Raw genomic sequence first — 14,930 nt, 5'->3', positions numbered from 1 at the left:
AGGGTGGAACCAGCGGCACACCAGGTGCCGGCCGCACCGCCGCGGAAGGGGTCAGAACCGTGACCATCGAACTCTGCAAGGCCCCCGCAGGTCACGCCCTAGCGGCCGACGACTGCTCCTCACCCCGGCCGCGCGAAGCGCGGAGCGCGGGCGCCCACCCCTCTGCCGACGACGACGGGGTCGCGGCGTTCGTCAGTGCGCGCCCGCGCCTGCTGCGGATTGCCGGGCGGGTGCTGGCCAGTCCTAGTGACGCCGAGGACGTTGTGCAGGAGATCTGGATGCGCTGGCAGCGGACCGATCGGTCGGTGGTCGCTGACCCGCATGCGTTCCTGGTGACGATGACCGTCCGGCTCGCGATCAACGTCGGACAGTCGGCGCGCAAGCGCCGGGAGACCTCGGTCGGCGAGTGGTTCCAGGACCAGCTCGGCTGCACCGACGACGACCCGGCCGCGGAGGCCGAGCTCGGCGAAGCCGTCGAGCGCGCCGTACTCACGATCCTCGGCACGCTCCCACCGCGAGAGCGCGCGGCGTACGTCCTCCGCGAGGCCTTCGACTACCCGTACGGACGCATCTCCGAGATCCTGCACACCGGCGCCGCCAACTCCCGGCAGCTCGTCAGCCGAGCCCGCGGCCACCTCACCGCCGACCGCAGTACGCCGGTCTCACCCGCCGCCCATCGCCAACTCCTCCAGGCCTTCCTCAAAGCAGCTCGCGCCGGCGACCTCACCGACCTCGAGGCGTTGCTCATCGCCGATCTGCCGCGCCAACCTGAAGGACTACGGGCGAGCTGAGCAACCCGGAGCGCAGGAAGTCGGCGGCATGCTCGATGTCCTGCAGCTCGAACCGATTGCCGTACTCCGCGGTGACCGACTCGACCAGCGGCGCAAGCTCCTGATCACCAGCCAGAGCATTCGCCCCGGTGTTGTGGACAACGATCCGCAAGGAGTTCCGCCCCGCTCGAACAGCCTCACTCACGTCCACCCGGTACGGCGGCGCCCACACGCTCCCGCACCGAACGTCGTTGACCCACACCTCAGCAGCAACCCCGACCGGCGGGACCAGCCGGGCATGGAACGAATTCGACGGCAGGTAATCCTCGGCCTCGGCCTCAGCCACCTCCCCCGGCCCGAAGTCGAGAAAGGTCTCCAAAGCCGCGGGAAGCTCGAACTCCGTCAAGTAGGAGGCCGACCCCGAGTACGTCGGCCGACGATCCTCCCACCGATCCGGCAGCCCGACCGCCTCCTCCCCGTCGCCGAAGTCCACCCGCCACGGCCCCGCGACCGGACCCACCACCTCGGCCTCAGGAGCGGTCTCCACAACAGCATCCACCGGCACGAGCACCACCGACTCGTACGGATGCAACGTCACCTCCTGCCCAACCACCGTCGTCCCACCGGTCGCAGCATCCCAACGCTCAAAGGCCGCTGAGACCTCGAACCGGAAGCTGCGCACCTGATTGCCGGTGTTGGCAAGGAAGTACACGTCCCCGTCGTCGAGCCGCCGATGCACGACCCCGACGTCCTCCGCCCGAGGCTCCGGCAAACGCTGTACCAACTGCTCCAAACTCACCATCTCCCCGGCCTCAAGCCACTCCCGAGTCCGCGCCGGCACCATCGCACCCTCCGGTACGACGACCAGCCCGCCCGGCTCCAGCACGTCGATCGCGTCGTCGTCGACCAGGTCGAAATCCAACCCCGCCTCCCGAATCGCCCGCGGAATCTCCTCCCCGATCACGTCTCGCACCGCCCGATACAGATTCACCGACCCTCGCGCCGCGGCGTACACATCGGACGCCGGCACGTACACCTTGACCTCCCGCACCGGAGTCCCCTGCTGCAGCAACCACGACACCCGGTGCAACGACCCGAACAACTCGCGCGCCACCGGCCACCAGGGATTGCGATCGTCCAACGCCCCCGCGGCGTAGAAGATCCACCGCTCACCCGACGGCGAGTACGGCCAGCCGTGCCCGATCAGCTGGTTCACTCCCGACAGGAAATGCTCGTGCGCCTCACCCTGGAGGTCGAGCGGCGTCGCCCGGAACGACGGCGAGTGCACCCACGTCCACACCTCCGCCGACACGACCTGCTGCCCGTACGCCGCAGCCGCCGACGCCGCCCACCGCGTCTCCGGCAGCCGCGTCCATCCCCAGCCCTCCCCCTCGAACAGGTCGGCGTACCGATAGCTGCTCATCGTGGCGCCGGGTTCGCCGTAGCTCTGAATCCGGAACGGCACCCCGTGCCCAGCCGCCCAGCGCTGGAAGACCGCCATGAAGTTCTGCTCGTACAGCTCCGACAGCGTCCGCTGGAAGTCGATCCGCACCTGCGCCGACCCGGCCGTGTCGACCAGCAACGCGTACAGCCGCGGCCGCAACGAGTACCCGCGCCGGGCCTCGAACTCGTCCAGCAGACTCGGCGTCCAGTCGGCGCCGTACACCTCCAAGCTGTCGCAGAACACCGACCCGACCAGCTCCGGCCCAGCGGCCAGCAGGAACGGCTCGGCGACCGCAGCGATGTGCTTCTCCGCCGCAGCCGCCGAGTAGTGATCAAGCACCGGCCCTTCGGCCCCGGCCGCGGCCCGCTTCACGTTCTGCCCGGTCAACCGCGACGTCGCGATCAGCACCTCCCGCGGCCCCTGGCCCGGCGGCACGTGGATCACCCCGTCGCTGATCGCAAGCTCCTCGTACGCCGACGGCGCCGCACCTTCGCCGACGAACGCGGCCACGACCTCGTCACCCGGCCAGGCCTCGACCACCGGGACGTCGTACGCCGAAGCGCCGATCTCGCGCCGGTCCCAGCTCAGCCCCCGCGCGGCGTGCTCCGGCCCGATGTGCCCACCGCCGTACGACCAGCCGCTGCCCAGCGTGAGGTCGAACCGCAGCCCGAGGTCACGCGCCGTCCGCGCGGCGAACCCCAGATCCTTCAAGAACTCGTCCGAGCCGAACCGCGAGGTCAGCGGGCCCATCGGGTAGACGAAGGCGACCTCGACCCCGCCCAGCCCGGCGTCGGCCATCGCACGCAACTGCCGCTCGAGCTCGGTCCGTTCGACCGACGGGCCGAACCACCACCACCGCATCATCGGCCGGCCCTCCGCCGGCGGGTTCCGGAACTGGCGTCGTACGTCGTCCAGGGTCGCCATCGCGTCGGCCTTCCCAGTCGCCCACGGTGCTCGTACTCCCACCCCATCGCGCCGGCCCGGCCACGTCAACGGACCTGTCCGGGATCGGTCACCGTCACAACCCGGCCCTGTCCCCTGTCCTACCTGTGCGCCGCGCCACAAACTCAGTCAGGAGCTCGTATGCCCGATGAGCAGGTCGTCGCACTGGTCCTCGGCGAGTCCGCGGGGTGGAACAGTGTCGTCGAGCAGTTGCTGGTCCGGTCGCTGGAGGTCGTCGCCTTCACCGACCCGTTCCGCGACCTGGCCGCCGACGCGGCCGCCGTCCGGGACACGATCGCGGACCTGGGCACGCCGGTGGTGCTGGTCGGTCACTCGTACGGCGGCGCGGTGATCACCGAGGCGGCGGCCTCGAGCGACGCCGTACGGGCTCTGGTGTACGTCGCGGCGTTCGCCCCCGACCACGGCGAGAGCGCGTACGACCTGATGAACCGCTTCCCCGGCGGCGTGCCCGCCGACGTGCCCGACGCCGCGCTGCGAACGCGCCTGCCGGCCGCCGTACCGGCGTGGAAGACGCTGCCGTCGTGGTTCGTCTTCGGCGACGACGACCTGACCATCCCGGTCGCCCGGCATCGCCGGATGGCCCGTCGCGCCCAGGCCAGAGGAATCCGCGAAGTCGCCGGCGCGACCCACACACTCCACGTGTCCACGCCGGACGTCGTCAGCGCCGCGATCGCCGACGCGCTCAGGAGCTGATCAGCCCTCCTCGCTCTCACAGGTCTCGCAGTACGCCAGGTCGTCGTGCCGCAGCCGGTACAGCTCCAGCTTCCGGTGGTGGTACTCGTCGGTCTCGCCGATCCACTCCATCCCGATCCGCGTCGCCGTCGCCGCCGCGCGGGTGTTGGTCGCCCCGACCAGGGCGAACAGCTCGTCGACGTTCGCGTGGTGCATCGACCAGCGCGCCACCGCCTCACCTGCTTCGGCTGCGTAGCCGCGGCCCCACACCGTACGGGCGAGCTGCCAGCCGATCTCGATGTCCTCCCACGGCGCGAGCCGCAGCAGCGCGACGCCGCCGACCAGCCGTTGTGCGTCACGCTCCCGGACAGCCCAGTGGCTGACCGGCTTCACGTCGTCGGCCTGCCACTGGCGCAGGACCGCGCGCATGGCCGCCTCGTCCGGGACGCGGTCCATCTCTGGGGTCAGCCAGCGGGTCACCTCCTCGTCGCCGTAGATCGCCAGCGCGTCCTGCGCGTCGGCGTCGCGCCACGGGCTGATCACCAGGCGGTCGGTCTCGATCCTCGGCTCCATCGCGGTCCCTCCGATGCTGTCGGCACTCGAAGGGACCAGGCAGACCCGAAAGTTGTGACAGGGGTCGCGTCACAGTTCAGGTGGCTGTGTTGTCTTCACTGCAGGAGAGAGGGGACACATTCATGCGGAAGATCGTGATCGTCGGCGGCGGGTACGCCGGGTTCTACACGGCGTGGAAGCTGGAGAAGTCGCTCCGCCGCGGCGAGGCCAAGGTCGTCGTGATCGACCCGCGGCCGTACCTGACCTACCAGCCGTTCCTGCCCGAGGTGCTGTCCGGCGCCGTCGAGGCCCGGCACGCGGCGGTCTCGCTGCGACGCAATCTGCACCGCACGAAGCTCGTGGCCGGCGCCGTCACGGCGATCGAGCACGGGCGGAAGACCGTCACGGTCCGTCCGACGCAGGGAGCCGACTTCGAGATCTCGTACGACGTACTGGTGGTGACTGCGGGTGCGGTGACGCGGACGTTCGCCGTACCGGGGCTGACCGAGCAGGCGATCGGGATGAAGCACGTCGAGGAAGCGGTCGCGATTCGCGACCGGCTGCTGACGGCTTTCGACGAAGCGTCCGTGCTGCCGCCTGGTCCTGCGCGGAGTCGGCTGCTGACCGTCACGTTCGTGGGTGGCGGCTTCGCCGGTGTCGAGGGCTTCGCCGAGCTGCTGTCGCTGGCCAACAAGCTGCTCTCCTTCTACCCGGAGTTGAGCGCGGCGGACCTTTCCTTCCACCTGGTCGAGGCCAAGCACCGGATCCTGCCCGAGGTCAGCGACCGTCCGGGGCAATGGGTGGTCCAGCAGCTCGAGAAGCGCGGGGCCCAGGTCCACCTCGACTGCTCGATGGTCTCGGCCGTCGACGGGCACGTCGTCCTGTCCAACGGCATCGAGTACGACGGGGAGCTGATCGTCTGGACGGCCGGCAACGCCGCGCCGCAGCTCGTGCGCAACCACACCGACCTGCCGGTCAACGCGCAGGGACGGCTGCTGGTCCGGGCTGATCTGCGGATCGGCACCGAGGACCAGCCTCTCGAAGACGCGTGGGCTGCCGGGGACGATGCGGCGGTGCCGGATCTCGCGGCGCCTGTGGCCGGGACGTACACGGTGCCGAACGCGCAGCACGCCGTACGGCAGGGAAAGTTGCTGGCGAAGAACCTGAAGGCTTCACTGCGGGGTCGCGCTCCGAAGGAGTACGTGCACCACAGCCTCGGGGCTGTTGCGACGCTCGGGCTCGGGACGGGGATCTTCCAGTTCCGACGGCTGGTGATCAAAGGTTTCTTGGCCTGGCTGATGCACCGCGGGTATCACGTGCTCGCCGTGCCGACGTGGGATCGCAAGTTCCGCGTGTTGGCCGTGTGGATCACCGCGGTGTTCTACGGGCGGGACATCGTCTCGCTGGCGTCCGTTCAGCGGCCGCGCGAAGCATTCGTCACCGAGGCCGACGTACCGCGTGCAGCAGTTGCATCGACAGCTGTCCGGAGCTGAACAAACGGCTGAGCCGCTCGCTCTGACGAGCGGCCAGCTCGTACGCCGGCGTCGCACGATGTCTTGCGGCGACGGCGGCCGAGACCTCCTCGACTCGCCTCGACCAGGACAGGGGTGCTGCGTCGGGGCGGGTGGTCTGCTCGAGCAGGGTGAAGCCTGTGTGGTCGAGCAGGGTGGTCAGGTCGTGCTGGGTGGGGAAATGGTTGCCTTCGGGTCCTGTGGTGATTTGATTGTCTTGGGCAACGACCACCAGAAGACCGAGTGAGGCTTGGGGCTTGAGGACCCGGTGGAGCTCGGCCAGCAGGCCGGCCTTGTCCTCGACCGTGCAGAGGACGCCGAGGCACCAGGCGGTGTCGATCGACCTTGCTCGCAAGGGAATGTGGGTGCCGTCGGCCGCGATCACCGGCAGGCCGAACAGCCTGCTCGCGGCCTGGCAGGCGGTCTGCATCGGCTCCAGCAGGATCGGCCGTACGCCGAACCGCCGGGCCGCCCACGCCGCCGGTCCTCCGACCCCGGCGCCGACGTCCAGCATCGTCGTACCGGCCGACAACTCGCACGCCTCGGCCAGCCAGGCGAGCGCGGCGGGACTCGCGCTCCCCCGGCAGGCGGCCGGGATCGCGTACCGATCACCCAGCCGCTCGACCGCGTCGGCCGTCCACCCGGCGAAGTCGTCGAACTCGGCCACCATCGCCGTTGCTGTCATCCCACTCCGCCCTCCCGACCGGCATCCCTGGGCGGGAGTCGCCGCCCGATGCTCGTTGGTCAGCTGGAGACCGCGGTGACGGCTTCGAGGATCACCTCGGCGACCGGGCCGGGCTGCGAGACGCTCAGTGCGTGCGAAGCGCCCTCGATCTCGCGCGTCACGCGCGCACCGGCCCGCTCGGCGAAGTACCGGTGAGCGGCAACCGGGATGTTGAGGTCCTGGTCGCTGATCACGAACCACGACGGCGTCGTCCGCCAGCCCGGAGCATCGGTCGACAGCGAATCCGTCAGCGCCTTCTCGGTCGCCGGCCGCTGCGTGGCCGCCATCAAGGCCGCCTCCTCCGCCGGTACGTCGGCGCAGAACTGCTGGTGGAACCGCTCCTGCCGGATGTAGAGCTCGTTCCCACCCGACGACACCGGGTAGCCGGCCAGCGCTTCTCCGAGCGTGCTGCCCGGGAACTTCGCCGACAGCTCGAGCGCGCTCTCCCCGTGCTCCGGCGCGAACGCGTCGACGTACACGAGTCCCACCACGGCGTCGTTGTGCGCCGACGCTTCGGTGATCACCATCCCGCCGTACGAGTGCCCGACGAGCACGACCGGCCCGCCGAGCCCCGCGATCACGTCCCGCACGTACGCCGCGTCGCCCGCGAGGCCGCGCAACTCGTTGCCCGCCGCCACGGCCGTCAACCCCTCGGCCTGCAACCGCGCGATCACGCCGTTCCAGCTGGCGTTCTCCGCGAACGCGCCGTGCACGAGGACGACGGTCGGTTTCTGATCACTCATGGCTCTGCTCTCCCCTTGCTGAATGGCTGTCACCACCTTGGACCGGACAGCCACCCAGCCTGTGACGAGCTCAGCGAATTCGCGCCCCCATCCGGTAGACCGCTTGCGGGTCGAGCAGGTCAGAGAGCTCCTGGCCGGGGAGCACGAGCAGATCGGCATCCCACCCTTCGGCCACGCGACCCTTCCGATCCCCCAGCCCGACGACTCTCGCCGCCGCACTGGTCACAGCACGCAGCGCGCTCACCGGGTCGGCACCGAGTTCGGCCAGCTGGATCACCCCGTGCGGCAGTACGCCGTGATGCTTGTGCGGGGCGACGCCCGCGTCGGAGCCGATGACGACCTCGGCACCGTGGTCGACCAGTGCGGCGTACGCCTGCTTGATCGTCGCGAACCTGCGAAGGATCGCCGCCGGTGGGTCGAACGACGCGACCGTGAAGTCGTCCCCGACGGTGAGACTGACTGCTGTACTGCTGTTACTGAGGGCTTTCAGCAGCTCCTCGTCGGGAGCGTCGTCGGCATCGGCCGCCCAGAAGGTGACGTGCTCGATGCTGTCGACCCCGGCTTCCAGGGCGTCCCTGATCGCGGCGATGCCGTGGGCGTGCGCGGCGACCGGCAGCCCGAGGCGGTGGGCTTCGGCGACGACCACGCGGAGATCCTGTACGTCGTACTGGGACTGGTCGGGCGCCGAGCCCGGGGTCATGTTGCCGCCGCTGGCCATCACCTTGACCACCGCGCAGCCGCGGGCGTGGCGTTCGCGGACGGCTGCTACCAGGGCCTGTGGACCTTCTGCCTCGCCGCCGAGGAAGTAGCAATGGCCGCCGACGGTGGTGATCGGCGGGCCTGCGGCGAGGATGTGCGGTCCTTGGTGGGTCTCGAGGTGTTCGGCGAGCTGGAGGGCGGAGTAGTCGCGGTCGCCGAGATCGCGGACGGTGGTGACGCCGGCGTACAGGGTTGTCCTTGCTGCCCTGCGCATGGCCGCGTGGACCGCTCAGCGTGAAGCCGTCGAACAGGGCGCCGGCGTGGAGCGTGGTGGTCATCGTGGGTCCTCCGGGTGGTGATCGGTGCCGGCGTCGGCGAGGGCGCCGGCACCGATCAGCAAGGGGGCGGCTCAGAGCTGGCGGGCGCCGCCGTCGACGAAGATCTCGGCGCCGGTCATGAAGCTGCTCTGGCTGGATGCGAGGAAGAGCACGGCGTTGGCGATCTCCTCGGGTTCGCCGAGGCGGCCCATCGGGACGCTGGACGCGATCATGTCGAGCAGGTCGGCCGCGTCGTCGGGGGTCGGGGCGAGTTCGGCCAGGCCGGGGGTGTTGGTCGGGCCGGGGATGATCGTGTTGACGCGAATGCCGCGCGGTGCGAGCTCCGCGGCCCACACGCGGCCGAAGGAGCGGATCGCGGCCTTCGACGCGGCGTACACGGTGAAGTTCGGCGTACCGTCGGTGGCCGCGGTCGAGCCGGGCAGGACGATCGCGGCGCCGTCGTTCAGCACCGGCAGCGCCTTCTGCACGGTGAACAGCGTGCCGCGGACGTTGATGCCGAAGGTCCGGTCGAACTGCTCCGGCGTGATCGCCTCCAGCGCGGTGAACTCGCCGCCGCCCGCGTTGGCGTGCAGGACGTCCAGGCCGCGGCCGAACTGCTTGATGGTCGCGAACAGTGCGTCCAATTCGTCGAGGTTGCTGATGTCGCTCGTCACGCCGGTGACGCGATCGCCTGCGACGGCCTTGATCTGTTCGACGGCTGCGTCGAGCTCGGGCTTGCGGCGGCCGGTGACGAAGACGTACGCGCCTTCGGCGGCGAGGCGCTTGGCCGAGGCGAGGCCGATGCCGGTGGTGGCTCCGGTGACGAGGGCGACCTTGTTGTCCAGCTGTCCCATGAGAATTTCCTTTGCTTGCGAGGGTTAGTTGAGTTCGGTGGTCAGGTCGGCGAGGCGCCGCCATTCCTGCTCGGGCAGCGCGCCACCCGGCGTCGTGGAGAGCACGTGGACGGCGACGTGGTCGGCGCCCGCGTCGAGCTGCTCCCGCAGGCGTCGTCGTACGGCGTCGTCGTCGCCCCAGGCGACCAGGGCGTCGATCAGCCGGTCGCTGCCGCCGGGGACCAGGTCCTCGTCGGTGTATCCGAGCCGACGGAGGTTGTTGCGGTAGGCATCGAAGCCGATGAACATGCCGAGCTGGTCGCGGGCGATCGTGCGGGCCTGCTCGGGATCCGCGCTGAACACGACCGCCTGGTGCGGCGCGATGATCGCCTCGGCTCCGAGCCGGGCGCGCATCTTGGCGGTGTAGTCCGGGGGCACCAGGAAGGGGTGAATGCCGGCCGTGCGTTCCGCGGCGAGGGTCGCCATCCGCGGGCCCATCGCGCCGAGCAGGAGGCGCTTGCGCGGAAGGTCGACCTGGTCGAGGTAGGTGCTGACGGCGCCGACCGGGTTGTCGAAGGTCTGTCCGGCGGCCGCGGCGGCGTTACGGTCGCTGACGCCGAAGCCGACGACCGTTCGTTCGCCGTACCGGGCATCGAGCTCGCGCAGTCGCGCCGAGACCTCCGCCGCCTTCTGCCGCCATATGCCGAGCACACCCAGTACGACGTGCGTCTCGGGCGCCGCGGAGAGCAGCGCGCCGGTGTCCTCGAACACGCCGTTGCCGTCCAGACCGGGGATCCAGAGCGCCTTGAGCCCGCGCTCGGTCAGCTCGGCCGCCGCCTCGGCGATGCCGGGCCGGGCGGCGTTGCGCAGCTCCATGCTCCAGACGCCGATCGGGCCCAGAGCCCGCTCCCGCCACCAGGTGCCCGCGTCGTTCATCCTGCCTCCTCCGAGTTTTTAACCGTACGGTTCTGAACTCGAAGCTAGCAGCAGTTGAGCGTTCATGCAAAATTTTGAACCGAGCGGTCAGAAACTGCTACGCTCGATCGCGAGGAGGTGTGGCATGCCGGGAGGAAGGCCGCGCACGTTCGACGAGGACGAGGCGCTGGAACGCGCCGTCGAGGTGTTCTGGCGGCAGGGGTACGAGGGCACGTCGATCACTGATCTGACGACGGCGATGGGCGTGAACAAGCCCAGCCTGTACGCCGTGTACGGCGGCAAGGCGAACCTGTTCCGCCGGGTGGTCGCGCACTACGCCCAGCACGACATGGCCTACGCGCAGGCCGCCCTGCAGGAGCCGACGGCGCTGGACGTCGTGCGGCGTTTCCTGCAGGACAACGTGATCGCGCTGACCCAGGAGGGCAAGCCGAAAGGCTGCCTCTCGATCCAGGGCGGCGTCTCCTGCAGCACCGACAACCAGGACGTCTCCCAGTTCCTGGCCGCCAGCCGCCTGGCCGGCGAAAAGGCCTTCGCCGACCGCTTCCGCACAGCCCCCGACCGGCCCTCGACCACGGACCCCGACACCTTGGCCCGCCTCCTGATGACCATCTCCGAAGGCCAAGCCATCCACGCCGCCGCCGGCGTCCCCCGCGCGGACCTCGAGCAGTCAGCAACCCTCGCCGTACGGGCCTTCGAAGCCCTGCTGAGCTAACGCGCGCGACGGTAGGTGGCGACCAGCTCCGCGGTGTCGACCACCGCCGACTCGGCAGCCGCCAGCACGGTCCGCGCCAGTGCGCCGTACGGCAGATCGATCGCCTTGTTCAAAGCCAGCAGCGTGAACCGGTAGTGATGCGTCTGCCCAGCAGGCGGACAAGGCCCGTTGTAGGTCGCCTCACCGAGATCGCTCAGGGCCTCCCTGGCCGCGTCGGGCTTTGCGTGCTCCGCCAGCCCGGCCGAGTCCGGCGGGATCTTCCACTCGACCCAGTGGATCAGCGGATCGCCCTGAGGACCGAGCTTGTCGTCGTCCACCATCGACAGCACCAGCTCGACAGTCCCGCTGGGCACATGCCTGAAGACCAACGGCGGCGAGAAGTCCCCCGCCCCATCACACGTCATCCGCGCATCGAAGCTGCCGTCCGCCCGAAATCCTTCGCCGGCGACGACGGCGAGCTTCCCGTCGTCAGCCGCCACGGGCGCGGGGTCTTCCTCACCGCTCGAGCAACCGGCGACGGCGAGCATCAGGACAGCAACTGTTACCGGTAGCTTCAGCACGCCTTCACGCTAACCGCCGGCGGCCTGATCCGGCTCTTACAGATCATCGACCTTGCAACCGTCGTGGCGGGCTGTACGTCGTACCCGCCGACAAGACACACGCCCACCCGGCCGTGCGCGCCGGGATCTTGCGGAGGTAGTGATGGTGAACAGGATCAGCAGACGGCACGCCTTGATGCTCGGCGGTGGAGCGCTGGCGGCGACTTTCAGCGCGGGTCAGGCGGCGGCGAGTCCGTGGGTTCGGTTGCCGGTGGTGACGGCGAACATCGGGCGGAAGAATCTCGGGGCTCGGGAGGCGGCGATTCGGGACGTGCGAAACAACGCTGATCCGGGGAACCGGCCGGTGGTCGGGTGGCAGGAGATTCGGGAGGGGGACGAGGGCGAGCCGGCGATGATTTCGCAGTACTTCGGGGACGCCTACCAGAACGCGTTCCTGCAGCACGACACGTCGTACCGGGTGCCGATCTCGGTGCCGCAGCCGTGGAATGTCGTGAACTCGAACGCGACCTTCGTGCACGGCGGGATCAGCGACGTCACGCCGCCGCGGTGGATCAACGAGGTGGCGGTCGAGCACTCGGCGTACCCGGGGCTGAAGTTCGTGCTGATCAACACGCACTACCTGGCCGGCGCCTACAACGGCGAGCAGAACCCGAACCTGCGCGACGAGTGGGACCTGCACAAGAAGACGCATCGTGAGCGGGTGATGGCGCACCACGAGCGCGGGCACCTGGTGATCTGGACCGCGGACACGAACAACCCGGGCTACGACCAGGCGACCGGGCAGGCCGCCGAGCGGAAGGTGTTTGCCAACGGCATCGATCGGATCGACTGGCTGCCCGGCGACGGCACGGTGCAGCTCGAGCTCACCGGCACCAGGGCGGTGCCGATGAGCGTCGACAGCCACGAGGCCCGGGTCGCGCTGTTCCGGATCCGGCTGGCCTGACACAACGATGGGGCCCGGGAATCCCGGGCCCCATCACTGTCGGACTACTTGGCGATCGTGTAGCGGAGCTGGTCCGAGCGGAGGACGTCTCCGGAGACCTTCACGATGCGCAGGGTGTGGTTGGCGTCCTTCACGCCCGACTGCGTGAAGACCTGCTGGAGCGTGGTGCGCTCCGCGTTCTGCAGGTTCACCCGCTTGACGAGCTTGCCGTCGACGAAGACGTCGGCGTCACCCTGGTCGGGCGCCTTGGCGGTGATCCACTCGACCGACGTACCGCGGAAGCTGAAGCTGACCGAGGCGCCGTTGACCATGGTGGAGTGGATGTCGTCCCGGTAGTCGCCGCGGAAGGTGAAGTCCAGGGCGTTGTCACCGGTGGTGAGCTTGGCCAGGTACTCCTTCTTCAGCGTGACGTTGCGTCCGGCAACGGTGTAGTCGGTGCCCTTGACCAGCGCCGTACCGGCCTTGGCGATCGACGCCAGCTCGCTCGAGTCGCGAGCGATCTCGATCGTGACGTCCGCCGGAGCCTTCTTGTCAAAGGCAACGGTGTCCGGGTTCAGCAGGCTGACCTGCCGTACGTCGAGCTTGTCGACCAGCATGAACTGGCCCGACTTCTTCACGCCACGGATCGTGTGGGTGCCGTTCGGCAGGTCGGAGATGCTGAAGACCTTCACCTGCGAACCGCGGCCCTCGGCCTGGTGGGTGTCGACGGTCTGCTTGAGCTCGCCGTCGATGTAGATCTCCACCTCGCCCTGCGACTCGTGCGTCTCGGTGAAGTAGTCGACGCCGGTCCCGACGAAGGTGTGCGTGAACGCGTCGCCGTTGGCCTCGGAGTACTGGACGTCGTCCTGGTAGTCACCGAGCCCGCGACCGCTGCTGCGGCTCCACGAACCGGTGTAGTTGATCTGCGGGTCGTCGTTGTTCAGCGTGACGGTCCGGACGCCGGCGTTGTTCCCCTGCGGCGGGGTGGCCGCGCCGGTGTCACTCACCTTGACCGTCAGCGGCTCGGAGACCGCGGAGACCTCCTTGTTGCCGTTGCGCTGCCAGTCGCCGTCGTACTGGGCCCGCAGGTCGTCGTCGTTGACCCGGATCGAGGCCTTCTTCTGCGGCGTCACCTTGAACAGCCGGGCACCGTGCGGCGGCACGACCTGCGCGGTGTAGCCGGTCTTGAAGTCGCCCAGGTTCTTGTTCGCCCACAGGTCGCGCACCGAGGCGCCGCCGTCCAGGCCGAGGTCGGCGAAGTTCGCCGTCATGTCCGCCTCGGTGGTGCCGAGGTTGAACAGGGCCACGGTGTACGAACTGTCCGCGTTCAGCGAGTACCAGACCTGGCGGTTGGTCTTGGTCGACACCGGCTGCGCCGGGCGGCCGGCCTGGTTCACCGCGACGACCTCGCGGTTCGTCAGCAGGTCCAGTCCGTACTGGTCGAGCTTGGTCATGTCGTTGCCGATGTAGAACGGGGCGGCCGAGACCGCCCACAACGTGGCCGCCGTACGACGCTCGTCCTTGGTCAGGCCGTCCATCGTGCCGTTACCGACGTTCAGCGAGTCGAGGTCGTTCCAGCCGCCGGGCCCACCGTGGCGCCACCAGTCGGCCACCTTGGGGAACAGCCGGGAGATGTTCGGCCACGCGGTCAGGGCCTCGTTGGTGCAGTAGCACTCGACGTCCCAGTCCAGCCGCCAGCCGTTCGCGACCGACTTCCAGTAGTCGGCGTACCGGATGTCCAGGGCCCAGGACAGCTCGAACCAGATCTTGTGCCGGGTCAGCGCCTTCGACCAGCCGGCGACCTCGTCGCGCGCGTCGAGCGACAGGTCGTTCTTGCCCGAGCCCGGGGTGACGCTGTCGAATTTCAGGAAGTCGATGCCCCAGCTCGCGAACAGGTCCGCGATCGAGTCGATGTACTTCTGCGCGCACGGGTTGTCCATGTCGATGCGCCAGCCGAAGCCCCAGTAGTCGCCCTGCTGCTTCGGCTCCTTGGCCAGGTTGCCGGTGGTGCAGCCGGGGGCGCCGTAGATCGGCAGGTTCGCCTTCAGCACGGCGTCCGAGATGCCCGGGATGCTGTAGATCCCGATCTTCTGGCCGTTCTTGTGGACGTGGTCGATGACTTCCTGGAAGCCGTTCGGGTACAGGGTCTTGCTCGGCGTCGGCCGGCCGTACGCGTCGATCCCGTCGTTCCAGGCGGCGTCGATGTTGATGTACTTGTAGCCGAACGGCTGCAGCTTCTTGTGCATCGCGTCGGACTGGGCCTTGATCTGGGCCGCGGTGATCCACTTGCCGCCGAGCGGCGAGAAGACCTCCATGCTGTAGCTGCTCCAGCCCATGTAGGGCTTGGCCGCGACAGCACCCGCGGGCGCGAGCGGGTCGGCGGCCGGCGGCGTGGCGGTCGTCGTCGCGTCGGCCTTGCCCACCGCGGTGGTCGTGCCCGGGGTGATCGGGGCGGCCGACGAGACGGCCGACGCCCCCACCGGCAGGATGACGGCGACGACGAGCCCCGCGATCAGGCCTCTGATCGCCTTGCTTCGGCGGGATCTGGTCATGAGCGGTGACCCTCTCTGTG

Annotated in this window: 14 protein-coding genes; 5 read left to right on the top strand and 9 right to left on the bottom strand. The window is 69.3% G+C overall.

Going from position 1 to position 14,930, the window contains the following annotated elements; genetic code table 11:
• Nucleotides 1-59 precede the first annotated feature (59 nt).
• Nucleotides 60-791: a sigma factor-like helix-turn-helix DNA-binding protein gene (locus tag ACYVIO_RS16545; protein WP_460651653.1), complete on the top strand. Its 732-nt coding sequence runs from the start codon at nucleotides 60-62 to the stop codon at nucleotides 789-791.
• Here ACYVIO_RS16545 and ACYVIO_RS16540 read toward each other — a convergent pair.
• The gene (locus ACYVIO_RS16540; RefSeq protein ID WP_460651652.1) at nucleotides 745-3,138 is read right to left on the bottom strand and encodes a glycosyl hydrolase; all 2,394 of its coding nucleotides are present in this window, start codon (nucleotides 3,136-3,138) and stop codon (nucleotides 745-747) included. The two genes, ACYVIO_RS16545 and ACYVIO_RS16540, sit on opposite strands and share 47 nt — an antisense overlap.
• 159 nt (nucleotides 3,139-3,297) lie before the next feature.
• Here ACYVIO_RS16540 and ACYVIO_RS16535 point away from each other — a divergent pair, with 159 nt between their 5' ends.
• Complete coding sequence (locus ACYVIO_RS16535) at nucleotides 3,298-3,870, top strand: alpha/beta fold hydrolase (RefSeq protein ID WP_460651651.1); 573 nt, start codon at nucleotides 3,298-3,300, stop codon at nucleotides 3,868-3,870.
• Here ACYVIO_RS16535 and ACYVIO_RS16530 read toward each other — a convergent pair whose 3' ends face one another.
• On the bottom strand, nucleotides 3,871-4,422 hold the full coding sequence (locus ACYVIO_RS16530) for a GNAT family N-acetyltransferase (protein ID WP_460651650.1): 552 nt from the start codon (nucleotides 4,420-4,422) through the stop codon (nucleotides 3,871-3,873).
• Nucleotides 4,423-4,544: 122 nt separating this feature from the next.
• Between ACYVIO_RS16530 and ACYVIO_RS16525 the strand changes: the two genes are divergently transcribed.
• Complete coding sequence (locus ACYVIO_RS16525; protein WP_460651649.1) at nucleotides 4,545-5,894, top strand: NAD(P)/FAD-dependent oxidoreductase; 1,350 nt, start codon at nucleotides 4,545-4,547, stop codon at nucleotides 5,892-5,894.
• Here the strand turns inward: ACYVIO_RS16525 and ACYVIO_RS16520 are convergent.
• From ACYVIO_RS16520 to ACYVIO_RS16500, 5 genes are all read right to left on the bottom strand, one after another.
• Nucleotides 5,839-6,597, bottom strand: coding sequence for a class I SAM-dependent methyltransferase (locus ACYVIO_RS16520; protein WP_460651648.1), 759 nt, complete (start codon nucleotides 6,595-6,597; stop codon nucleotides 5,839-5,841). The genes ACYVIO_RS16525 and ACYVIO_RS16520 overlap by 56 nt on opposite strands.
• 59 nt (nucleotides 6,598-6,656) lie before the next feature.
• Nucleotides 6,657-7,379 carry an alpha/beta fold hydrolase gene (locus ACYVIO_RS16515; RefSeq protein WP_460651647.1) on the bottom strand — a complete coding sequence of 241 codons (723 nt, stop codon included), beginning with the start codon at nucleotides 7,377-7,379 and terminating at the stop codon, nucleotides 6,657-6,659.
• A 70-nt stretch (nucleotides 7,380-7,449) separates the two neighbouring features.
• Entirely contained in the window at nucleotides 7,450-8,352 is a 903-nt protein-coding gene (locus ACYVIO_RS16510) for an amidohydrolase family protein (protein WP_460651646.1), read from the bottom strand.
• Between the two features lie 135 nt (nucleotides 8,353-8,487).
• Nucleotides 8,488-9,249: an SDR family NAD(P)-dependent oxidoreductase gene (locus tag ACYVIO_RS16505; RefSeq protein ID WP_460651645.1), complete on the bottom strand. Its 762-nt coding sequence runs from the start codon at nucleotides 9,247-9,249 to the stop codon at nucleotides 8,488-8,490.
• 24 nt (nucleotides 9,250-9,273) lie between these two features.
• The gene (locus ACYVIO_RS16500; RefSeq protein ID WP_460651644.1) at nucleotides 9,274-10,164 is read right to left on the bottom strand and encodes a TIGR03620 family F420-dependent LLM class oxidoreductase; all 891 of its coding nucleotides are present in this window, start codon (nucleotides 10,162-10,164) and stop codon (nucleotides 9,274-9,276) included.
• A gap of 124 nt (nucleotides 10,165-10,288) precedes the next feature.
• On the opposite strand from ACYVIO_RS16500, the gene ACYVIO_RS16495 reads away from it, so the two are divergent.
• Nucleotides 10,289-10,876 carry a TetR/AcrR family transcriptional regulator gene (locus tag ACYVIO_RS16495; RefSeq protein WP_460651643.1) on the top strand — a complete coding sequence of 196 codons (588 nt, stop codon included), beginning with the start codon at nucleotides 10,289-10,291 and terminating at the stop codon, nucleotides 10,874-10,876.
• Here the strand turns inward: ACYVIO_RS16495 and ACYVIO_RS16490 are convergent.
• Entirely contained in the window at nucleotides 10,873-11,436 is a 564-nt protein-coding gene (locus ACYVIO_RS16490) for a YbhB/YbcL family Raf kinase inhibitor-like protein (protein WP_460651642.1), read from the bottom strand. The genes ACYVIO_RS16495 and ACYVIO_RS16490 overlap by 4 nt on opposite strands.
• Before the next feature lie 142 nt (nucleotides 11,437-11,578).
• Between ACYVIO_RS16490 and ACYVIO_RS16485 the strand changes: the two genes are divergently transcribed.
• Entirely contained in the window at nucleotides 11,579-12,379 is an 801-nt protein-coding gene (locus ACYVIO_RS16485) for a hypothetical protein (RefSeq protein ID WP_460651641.1), read from the top strand.
• 44 nt (nucleotides 12,380-12,423) lie between these two features.
• Here the strand turns inward: ACYVIO_RS16485 and ACYVIO_RS16480 are convergent, their stop codons facing one another.
• Complete coding sequence (locus tag ACYVIO_RS16480) at nucleotides 12,424-14,910, bottom strand: X2-like carbohydrate binding domain-containing protein (RefSeq protein ID WP_460651640.1); 2,487 nt, start codon at nucleotides 14,908-14,910, stop codon at nucleotides 12,424-12,426.
• Nucleotides 14,911-14,930: the final 20 nt, after the last annotated feature.

The organism is Kribbella endophytica, assembly GCF_054781295.1.
This window is presented reverse-complemented; position numbering and strand designations above follow the sequence as displayed.

Coding starts and splice junctions, on each gene's coding strand:
- ACYVIO_RS16540 (WP_460651652.1), bottom strand. CDS start 3,138: ATGGCGACCCTGGACGACGTACGACGCCAGTTCCGGAACCCGCCGGCG.
- ACYVIO_RS16535 (WP_460651651.1), top strand. CDS start 3,298: ATGCCCGATGAGCAGGTCGTCGCACTGGTCCTCGGCGAGTCCGCGGGG.
- ACYVIO_RS16530 (WP_460651650.1), bottom strand. CDS start 4,422: ATGGAGCCGAGGATCGAGACCGACCGCCTGGTGATCAGCCCGTGGCGC.
- ACYVIO_RS16525 (WP_460651649.1), top strand. CDS start 4,545: ATGCGGAAGATCGTGATCGTCGGCGGCGGGTACGCCGGGTTCTACACG.
- ACYVIO_RS16520 (WP_460651648.1), bottom strand. CDS start 6,597: ATGACAGCAACGGCGATGGTGGCCGAGTTCGACGACTTCGCCGGGTGG.
- ACYVIO_RS16515 (WP_460651647.1), bottom strand. CDS start 7,379: ATGAGTGATCAGAAACCGACCGTCGTCCTCGTGCACGGCGCGTTCGCG.
- ACYVIO_RS16510 (WP_460651646.1), bottom strand. CDS start 8,352: ATGCGCAGGGCAGCAAGGACAACCCTGTACGCCGGCGTCACCACCGTC.
- ACYVIO_RS16505 (WP_460651645.1), bottom strand. CDS start 9,249: ATGGGACAGCTGGACAACAAGGTCGCCCTCGTCACCGGAGCCACCACC.
- ACYVIO_RS16500 (WP_460651644.1), bottom strand. CDS start 10,164: ATGAACGACGCGGGCACCTGGTGGCGGGAGCGGGCTCTGGGCCCGATC.
- ACYVIO_RS16495 (WP_460651643.1), top strand. CDS start 10,289: ATGCCGGGAGGAAGGCCGCGCACGTTCGACGAGGACGAGGCGCTGGAA.
- ACYVIO_RS16485 (WP_460651641.1), top strand. CDS start 11,579: ATGGTGAACAGGATCAGCAGACGGCACGCCTTGATGCTCGGCGGTGGA.
- ACYVIO_RS16480 (WP_460651640.1), bottom strand. CDS start 14,910: ATGACCAGATCCCGCCGAAGCAAGGCGATCAGAGGCCTGATCGCGGGG.